This window comes from Nonomuraea sp. NPDC023979 (genome assembly GCF_040639085.1).
GTDB lineage: Bacteria > Actinomycetota > Actinomycetes > Streptosporangiales > Streptosporangiaceae > Nonomuraea > Nonomuraea ceibae.
The window spans coordinates 1-7,682 of the sequence record NZ_JBEZZG010000071.1; the positions used below are offsets into that span (position 1 = coordinate 1).

The 7,682-nt window shown below is 68.6% G+C and carries 8 protein-coding genes and 1 pseudogene; 6 read left to right on the forward strand and 3 right to left on the reverse strand.

Annotated elements, in window-relative coordinates:
• The first annotated feature begins 437 nt into the window (after nucleotides 1-437).
• The gene (locus tag AB0G11_RS48610) at nucleotides 438-1,121 is read left to right on the forward strand and encodes a tyrosine-type recombinase/integrase (RefSeq protein ID WP_357594067.1); all 684 of its coding nucleotides are present in this window, start codon (nucleotides 438-440) and stop codon (nucleotides 1,119-1,121) included.
• A 265-nt stretch (nucleotides 1,122-1,386) separates the two neighbouring features.
• Here the strand turns inward: AB0G11_RS48610 and AB0G11_RS48615 are convergent, their stop codons facing one another.
• Nucleotides 1,387-2,031 (reverse strand): TetR/AcrR family transcriptional regulator, encoded by a 645-nt coding sequence (locus AB0G11_RS48615; protein WP_357594069.1) that lies wholly within the window; start codon nucleotides 2,029-2,031, stop codon nucleotides 1,387-1,389.
• Between the two features lie 104 nt (nucleotides 2,032-2,135).
• Here AB0G11_RS48615 and AB0G11_RS48620 point away from each other — a divergent pair, with 104 nt between their 5' ends.
• The 4 genes from AB0G11_RS48620 to AB0G11_RS48635 are packed head-to-tail and all read left to right on the forward strand — an operon-like array spanning nucleotide 2,136 to nucleotide 5,672.
• Nucleotides 2,136-2,747: an NAD(P)H-dependent oxidoreductase gene (locus tag AB0G11_RS48620; protein WP_357594072.1), complete on the forward strand. Its 612-nt coding sequence runs from the start codon at nucleotides 2,136-2,138 to the stop codon at nucleotides 2,745-2,747.
• 2 nt (nucleotides 2,748-2,749) lie between these two features.
• Entirely contained in the window at nucleotides 2,750-3,772 is a 1,023-nt protein-coding gene (locus AB0G11_RS48625; RefSeq protein ID WP_357594080.1) for an aldo/keto reductase, read from the forward strand.
• A 50-nt stretch (nucleotides 3,773-3,822) separates the two neighbouring features.
• Nucleotides 3,823-5,289 (forward strand): MFS transporter, encoded by a 1,467-nt coding sequence (locus AB0G11_RS48630; protein ID WP_357594074.1) that lies wholly within the window; start codon nucleotides 3,823-3,825, stop codon nucleotides 5,287-5,289.
• Between the two features lie 35 nt (nucleotides 5,290-5,324).
• Complete coding sequence (locus tag AB0G11_RS48635; RefSeq protein WP_357594076.1) at nucleotides 5,325-5,672, forward strand: DoxX family protein; 348 nt, start codon at nucleotides 5,325-5,327, stop codon at nucleotides 5,670-5,672.
• Here AB0G11_RS48635 and AB0G11_RS48640 read toward each other — a convergent pair.
• Together AB0G11_RS48640 and AB0G11_RS48645 are read right to left on the reverse strand one after the other, a co-directional pair.
• A complete protein-coding gene (locus AB0G11_RS48640) occupies nucleotides 5,655-6,062 on the reverse strand; it encodes a helix-turn-helix domain-containing protein (RefSeq protein ID WP_357594082.1) in 408 nt (135 codons plus the stop codon). The genes AB0G11_RS48635 and AB0G11_RS48640 overlap by 18 nt on opposite strands.
• 136 nt (nucleotides 6,063-6,198) lie before the next feature.
• Nucleotides 6,199-6,474, reverse strand: coding sequence for a hypothetical protein (locus AB0G11_RS48645; protein WP_357594078.1), 276 nt, complete (start codon nucleotides 6,472-6,474; stop codon nucleotides 6,199-6,201).
• Nucleotides 6,475-6,917: 443 nt separating this feature from the next.
• On the opposite strand from AB0G11_RS48645, the pseudogene AB0G11_RS48650 reads away from it, so the two are divergent.
• Nucleotides 6,918-7,576, forward strand: a pseudogene (locus AB0G11_RS48650) (ATP-binding cassette domain-containing protein).
• Nucleotides 7,577-7,682 lie beyond the last annotated feature (106 nt).

Genomic DNA, 7,682 nt, shown 5'->3' on the forward strand with positions numbered 1-7,682 from the left:
AGCGGAAGGTAATCGCATCCACCACGATGATCGGGAAGGAGTTAGCGCAGGTCATACACGTCAGAGACAGAGCCTTGAGGGCTCAAGATAACGAATCCGAGACGGGTGGCCCCGCTCTTGTTCGCCAGTAACTCGACCTCCGCCTCATCCAGTGTCCAGCACTCGATGAGGTCCTCCAGTTCCCACTCTCTGCGCATCGGCCGGGATCCTCTCTCCCCCGATCGCCCTGAAGATTCGCAAAGCACACTGCTCCGCACAGATGTCGCTACGGTCCGGTACCGCTCATCTGTGACCGCTACGTGCCGCCTCTGAGACATTACAGAGAGTTACTTTGGGGCTGGTCGCGCCGACCCGAGTGGGGGCCCCAATGGAGCGGCCGAGCCGCCGCCACCTTCAACCGGCACCTGGACGCGCTCCGCTCGGCGGTGGCCTTCTGGATGGACCAGGGCTGGCTGACCGCCGACCCGACCCGCCTGCTCCGGCGACGAGGCCGCACCCCTGACCGGACTCGCGCGCTGGCGGTCGCCGACATCGAGGCGCTGTTCGACCTGGAGGCACCACTCCGGGAGAAGACGCTGTGGGCGATGTTGTACGAGACCGCCGCCCGCGCCAGCGAACTACTCGGCCTGGACCTCGAAGACCTTGACCGGCGCAACCGACGCGCCAGGGTCACCCGCAAGGGCAGCGCGGTTGACATCGTCGTCTGGCAGACCCGCACCGCCCGCCTTCTGCCCAAGCTGCTCGCCGGCCGCAGCAAGGGACCGGTATTCCTCACCGAGCGGCGTGCCCGCGTCGCCCTCGCCGCTGGCGACCTGGACCCGGTCACTGGCAGGGCCCGACTGTCCTACCGACGCGCTGAGGAGATCTTCAATGCGCTGACCAAATCGCTTGCGCACCCGGATCTCGCCGACCCAGCAGATCTCACCGCCGCACCTGGATGGACCCTGCACGACCTACGGCACTCCGCGCTCACCCACGCCGCCGAGAACGGCGCCAACACCGGCACGCTCCTGGCCTACTCCGGCCATGCCTCTGTAGCCAGCCTGGCCCGCTACACCCGGGTCTCACCCGACGCCCTCACACGCTGGCAAGCCCGTCGCGATCCCAACCGCCGAGCCTAACCAGGCCGAACTTCTCTCCGCGGCCCGTTTCTGCCGTATTCCGGTGGCACCCGAGGTACGGCTCGATGTGGCCAAGCGGCTATCTCTCGGCGAGAACACCGGTCCAGGCAGTACAGGCGATCAGGCATAGATCACAGCTTGGCGGCGGAAATCCCGTCGACCTGGTCGGATCCGGGTATGCGGCACCACGAACCGGAATAGCGCACTGCGGACTGTCTGCACCCCGGCCCCCGAATCGATCGCACAGGCCGGCTTCGCCGACCATCTACCCGTCTCGGCGGAGGTGACCGTGCAGGAAGGTGTGGATGCCTGCAGCGACTGTCTTGGTGAGCTCATCGGTGGGCAGAGCGGCGTGATGCGCCGGCAGTCCGGCTGAGATCAGCAGCAACAGGTGTAGGGCCGCACGGTCGGGGTCGTCGATCCGCAGCAGCCCCCGGTCGGCCATCTGTCGCAGGTGGCCGCCCAGTTCACGGCGGACGCGGCGCGGCCCGGTCTGCTGCCAGGTGTCGATCGCTTCCTGAGGAACGTGGCCCGCTTCGGCGTTGATCTGTCCGACCAGAGAGAAGTGGGCGGCGCTGTCCGGCCTCGGGGTCACCCAGTCCAGCCCGAACTCGATGAGGTCGGCCTCCACATCGGTGACCTTGCGCAGGTGACGGTCGATGATGGCGATCTGCACGTCGGCCGCCCGGGTGGCGCTCTCCTGTATCACGGCCAGGAACAACGCGGCCTTGTCGGTGAAGTGGTTGTAGATGGTCCGGGTGGACACTCCGGCTTCAGCCGAGATCGCGTCGATGCTGGCGCGCGTGAAGCCGTCGCGGGCGAACACCGTCAGGGCGCCGTCCAGGATCGCCTGCCGCTTACCGGTCAGTCCGCCGCGAGGGCGCGCCTTTGTCGTGTTTTGCCTGTTCATCTCGGATCCTCCAGTATTTTACAGTCGTCGTTTTACTTTTTGCCATGCACGTTGTACTTTACCTCATGTCGGGCCACCACGGTCCGCAATGAGGAGTGACAAACATGATCAGGATCGCCATTGTCATCGGCAGCACCCGCCCCCGTCGCCGGACCGCGGTCGCGGCCCGCTGGGTCGCCGAGGTCGCCGACCGTCACCCCGCTGTCACCGCTGGGGAGGCAACGTTCGAGGTCGTCGACCTGGCCGAATACGGGCTGTCGGTACTTGACGAGCCCCTTCCCGCCCTGTTCGGCGACTACCACCACGCCCACACCAACCAATGGGCCCAGACGATCGCGTCGTTCGACGGGTTCGTCTTCATCACCCCCGAGTACAACCGCTCGGCCCCGGCCGCGCTGAAGAACGCCATCGACTTCCTGTTCGCCGAGTGGAACAACAAGGCCGCCGGTTTCGTCAGCCACGGCGTCCACGGCGGCGTGCGTGCCGTGGAGCACCTGCGGCAGGTCATGACCGAGCTCCAGGTGGCCAACGTGCGCACCCAGGTCGCGCTGTCGGCCTTCACCGACTTCGAGATCACCGACCCGGCCGAGCCCGGCACCATCGCCCCCGGCCGGCACCAGGAGCCGACCCTGAACGAGTTGCTCGACGAGGTCATCGCCTGGTCGCGGGCACTCAAGCCGCTGCGTGAAGCAGCCGGTCAGACAGCGGCAGCGTGAACATGCGCTACCGGCTGCTGGGCCGTACCGGACTGCGGGTCTCCGAAGTCTTCCTCGGCGCGATGACGTTCGGCGAGGAGCAGATCGGCGCCTCGCCGCAGGAAGCCCGCCGCATCTTCGACCTGTACGGCGAAGCGGGCGGCAACGTCATCGATACCGCGAACTTCTACTCCGGCGGCCGGAGCGAGACCATCCTCGGCGAACTATTGGTGGGTCGCCACGACCGGTTCGTGGTGGCCAGCAAGTACTCGGTCTCGCGCGACGGCGGCGACCCCAACGCCGCCGGCAGCCACCGCAAGAACCTCGCCCTGTCGCTGGAAGCCAGCCTGCGCCGGCTGGGCACCGACTACCTCGACCTGTACTGGGTGAACCTGTGGGACAGGCACACCCCGATCGAAGAGACCACGCGGGCGCTGGACGACGACGTACGCGCCGGAAAGATCCTCTACGTCGGCATGTCCGACGCCCCGGCCTGGGTCATCGCCCACGCCAACACACTGGCCGATTGGTGCGGCTGGACCCCGTTCGCAGCCCTCCAAGCTCCCTACAGCCTGCTCAATCGCGACATCGAACGAGAGCTGCTCCCCATGGCCCAGGCGTTCGGCCTGACGGTGGCCGCCTGGGGACCGCTCGCCCACGGTGTTCTGTCTGGCACGTTCACCTCGGCGACGGGACCGCGCCAGGTCACCCGGATCAACCCGCGCTCGCTCGGAGCCCGAGACCACACCGTCGCCCAAGCAGTGCAGGAGGTCGCCGACGAGATCGGCGCCTCCCCCGCACAAGTGGCCATCGCCTGGACCCGTGCACGCTCGCAAGCCGTACACCCGATCCTGGGCGCCAGAACCGCCGAGCAACTCAAAGACACCCTCGGCGCCCTGGACCTCACCCTGCCCAACGACTCCGTAAGCCGCCTGGAGTCGGCCACTGACTTCACCCCCGGTTTCCCCGACGACTTTCTCGCCCAGGCCGGCCCGGCGGTATTCGGCGAGTCCTCCGCCCGACTCGACGGAAGACGGCTCCCATGAGCCTGGTGGCTCGCAGACGTCAGGGCCGTCCCGCTGTGACCTTGGCCGCAGTGCTGCTGGGTTTCCTCACCCTGCCGATGCTGATGTCCGGTACGACCGTCGCGCTACCGCGAATCGGCGCCGACCTGCACGTCTCCGGACCGGCCCTGCAGTGGGTGCTCGTCGGCTACTTCCTGGCCGCCTCGTCCTTGATGCTGGTGGCCGGCTCACTGGGTGACCTGTTCGGGCGTCGTCGCATCTTCGCGATCGGCGCCGCCCTCTACACCGCCGGCGCCGGGATCAGTGCCCTGGCCGGCGACATCATCCTGCTCAACGCTGCCAGAACCTTGTCCGGGGTCGGCGCGGCCGGGGTGATGGCCGGTGGCGGCGCGATCCTCGGCGCCACCTTCACCGGGACCGCCCGCACCCGGGCGTTCGCGGCCATGGGCACCACCGCCGGCATCGGCTTGGCCGCGGGCCCCACCCTGTCCGGTGTCCTGGTGGATTCGCTCGGCTGGCGGACCACGTTCGCCGTCTTCGCCGCCGCCGGCATCCTGCTGTGGGCAGGAACGTGGTTCATGTCCGAATCACGGGCGGCTGATCGGCGCGGGATTGACCTGCCCGGCATCCTCACCCTCATCGGCGCGCTCGCGCTGATCATGTTCGGGATCAACCAGGCGGCCGAGGCGGGCTGGGGCGAGGTGCGGGTGCTTGGGCCCATCGCGGCCGGGGCGCTCCTGCTGGTGGCCTTCACTCTGATCGAACACCGTAGCCCCCACCCGGTGCTCGATCTGAGCGTGCTGCGCGACCGAAGGTTCATGGCCTGGTCGCTGGCCAGCCTGTTCGTCTCGGCCGGGCCCGCAGGAGTGGAAATCTACCTGCCCGTCTACCTGCAGGGCGCAACCGGAGCCTCGGCCCGGTCCGCAGGCCTGACCATGCTGATGCTGACCGCCCCGGTCCTGCTCCTGCCGCAGGTCGCCGGCAAGCTGATCAACCGCGGCGTCTCACCACGGATCATCATCACCCTCAGCCTGCTGCTGATCGCGGCCGGCAACGCGTGGCTCATCGTGCTCCACCCTGCCATCGCCGCCCTCGGACTTCTCGGCCCGCTCGCCACCATCGGCATCGGCCTGGGACTGGGGGCCGGCCTCGCCGACGCCCAAGCGCTCAACCAGGTCCAACCCGACCAGATTGGCATGGCCACCGGCCTGCTCAACACCATCCGCGCCGGCGGCTCCACGCTGATCATGACGGGCTTCGGCACCGGCCTGATCACCCTGCTCCAGTCCTGGCTCGGGGCCACACAGCCCGCCGCCCAGATCGCCGCGGGAGACCTCACCGGCCCAGACCGAGCTCTCCATGCAGCCCTGTTCACCGACGCCTGGCAGCTGGCCCTGTCTTTTGTCGCCGTCATCTGCGCCGCCATCGCACTTGCCATCTGGATCTTGCTAAACCCGGCCCGGCGACGACCCATGGCTGATCACCACTCCAGCCCTGACCTCGAAACCCGATCCTCATCCCTGTCACGGCAGAGCTGATCCGACAACCGCATCTCACAATCTGTGGAGAAATGATGTTCATCGCCTATACCGTCTTCGCGATCTTGCTGTCACTACTCCTGGTGATCTCCGGCCGATCCAAGCTCATCAAGGATCCGGAGGTGACGGCCACCATGACCCGCCTCGGGGTAGGGCTGCGGTGGTTCCCCGCGCTGGCCGCCCTGGAGATCGCGGGCGCGCTCGGGCTCCTGGTCGGCATCTACTTCCGCCCACTCGGCATCGCCGCCGCGATGGGTGTCGTGCTCTACTTCGTCGGCGCCCTGGGCGCACACCTGCGGGCTGGTGACATCAAGGGAGCGCCCATCCCCGCGGTGCTGGTGCTGCTCTCCGCAGCTCCACTGGTGCTAGGCATCGCCTCGTGAAGCTCGACCGCCCTCGCTGAGGCAGGCGTGCTGCCGCCAGAAGGGCCGAACTACTGGCCCAGGCAATCCATGTGCCAGCGGCAACAGCCCAGGCGACATCCTCTTCGGAGGCGTTGTTCGCCAGCACGCTGTTGGTGCGAAGGCAAGCTGACTCTCGGCTCTCACCGTGCTCCTCCTACGCGAGTCCGGCTTGTCCGGGTCCAGGTGACGGTAGATCGTGGCTCGGCTGACGCCGAGCCGCCCAGCAATCTGGGCGACGGTGTAGCGGCGCCTGCCGTCGGCACCCTTGGTGTCGTACAGGGTTCGGGCCATCCCGATCCCGCGAGCGTCCAGGGCCGGTGGGCGGCCGCCGACGCGACCGGGGGCGCGGGCCGAGGCCAGGCCTTCCAGGGTGCCCCGACGATGAGCTCACGGAGGAACTCATCGAAGGCGCCGAACATGTGGAACTGCAGTCGCCCGGAAGAGAGGGGAGCACCGGCACGAGGTCTGTCCCGTGCCGGTCAGCGACTGGGCGCGTTCACCCGCGTCAGGGCGCGTTCCACACGCCCGTGGGGGCGATCTCGGCCACCCAATCCGCGAAGTCGCGGGGCTTGCGGCCGAGGGCACGTTCGACACCGTCGGCCAGCGAACTGTTGCGGCCGTCGAAGAACTCGGAGATGAGCGTGGCCAGCGGCTCGGCGAACTCGCGTGGGGCACCGTCGCCGACGATCGCGTCGGCGAACTGGTCTCGGGTGATCGGCTCGTAGCGGAGCTCCCGGCGATCGCCCGGGCGATCTCGCCGACGGCGTCGGCGAAGGTCCACAGCCGGGGGCCCGTCAGCTCGTAGCGCTCACCCACGTGGCCGTTCTCCGTGAGGGCCGCCACCGCGACATCGGCGATGTCGTCGGCGTCGATGAATGGGTCGGCGTTGTCGCCTGCGGGCAGTGCCAGCACGCCCTGACGCAGCGGTTCGAGGAACACGCCCTCGTCGAAGTTCTGATTGAAGGAGGCCGGGGCAAGGATGGTCCACTCGACCGGGAGGCTCGTCACGGCGTCCTCGCACCGGATGGCCTCATCCTGGTTGCGGGCGGACAGCAGAACCAGGCGCTCGACACCGGCATCGACCGCCAGCCGGGCCACGGCGGCAATGGCGTCGCCGGCGCCCGGGAGGGCATCGAGGTGCGGCGCCTGCGCGGCCGCATCGAGCTGGACGGCGTCGGCTTCCGCCACGACCCCCGCGGTCCCTGGACGCTACGTGGTGTGACGGTGTCGATCAGTCCCGGCCAGAAGGTCGCGCTGGTCGGCGCGTCGGGTTCGGGCAAGAGCACGCTGGCCCGGGTACTGCTGGCGCTGCACACCCCGGTGGAGGGCGAGATCCGCTACGACGGCGTACCCGCGAGCGAGCTCAACCTGCACACCCTGCGCCGCCGGTTCGGCGTCGTCACCCAGGACCCGTCCCTGTTCAACGGCACCATCCGCGAGAACATCGCGCTCAACGACCCCGACGCCCCCTGGAGTGCGTCGTTGCGGCGGCAGAGCTGGCCGCGCTGCACGACGACGTCATGTCCATGCCCATGAAGTACGACACCGTGCTGGTCGAGGGCGGCGGCCTGTCCGGCGGCCAGCGGCAACGACTGGCGCTGGCGCGGGCCGTGCTGTCGCGGCCCGAGGTTCTCCTGCTCGACGAGGCCACCAGCAACCTCGACAGTGCCACCGAGGCCGTCGTCGAGGGCAACCTGGCCTGGTTGTCCCAGACCCGGATCGTCATCGCTCACCGCCTCAGCACGGTCAGGGACGCCGACCTCATCCTGGTCCTCGACGCCGGGCGCGTCGTGCAGCGCGGCACCCACGAACAGTTGATGGCCGTGCCCGGCGTTTACGCCGAACTGCTCGCCGCGCAGAGCGGCGTCCCGCCGCGCCGTTGAGCCCGGCCCGGTGCCCGGGACATTCCTCCCGGGCATCGGGGACCAGGGCCCCGGGCTGCCCGGGACCGGTTGACGGTTGGCTGCGCATGATGAAGGATCCTGACGC

Bases quoted from the DNA above. Each gene is read 5' to 3' on its own strand.
- AB0G11_RS48625 (WP_357594080.1), top strand. From the start codon at position 2,750: ATGCGCTACCGGCTGCTGGGCCGTACCGGACTGCGGGTCTCCGAAGTC.
- AB0G11_RS48635 (WP_357594076.1), top strand. From the start codon at position 5,325: ATGTTCATCGCCTATACCGTCTTCGCGATCTTGCTGTCACTACTCCTG.
- AB0G11_RS48610 (WP_357594067.1), top strand. From the start codon at position 438: ATGGACCAGGGCTGGCTGACCGCCGACCCGACCCGCCTGCTCCGGCGA.
- AB0G11_RS48615 (WP_357594069.1), bottom strand. From the start codon at position 2,031: ATGAACAGGCAAAACACGACAAAGGCGCGCCCTCGCGGCGGACTGACC.
- AB0G11_RS48620 (WP_357594072.1), top strand. From the start codon at position 2,136: ATGATCAGGATCGCCATTGTCATCGGCAGCACCCGCCCCCGTCGCCGG.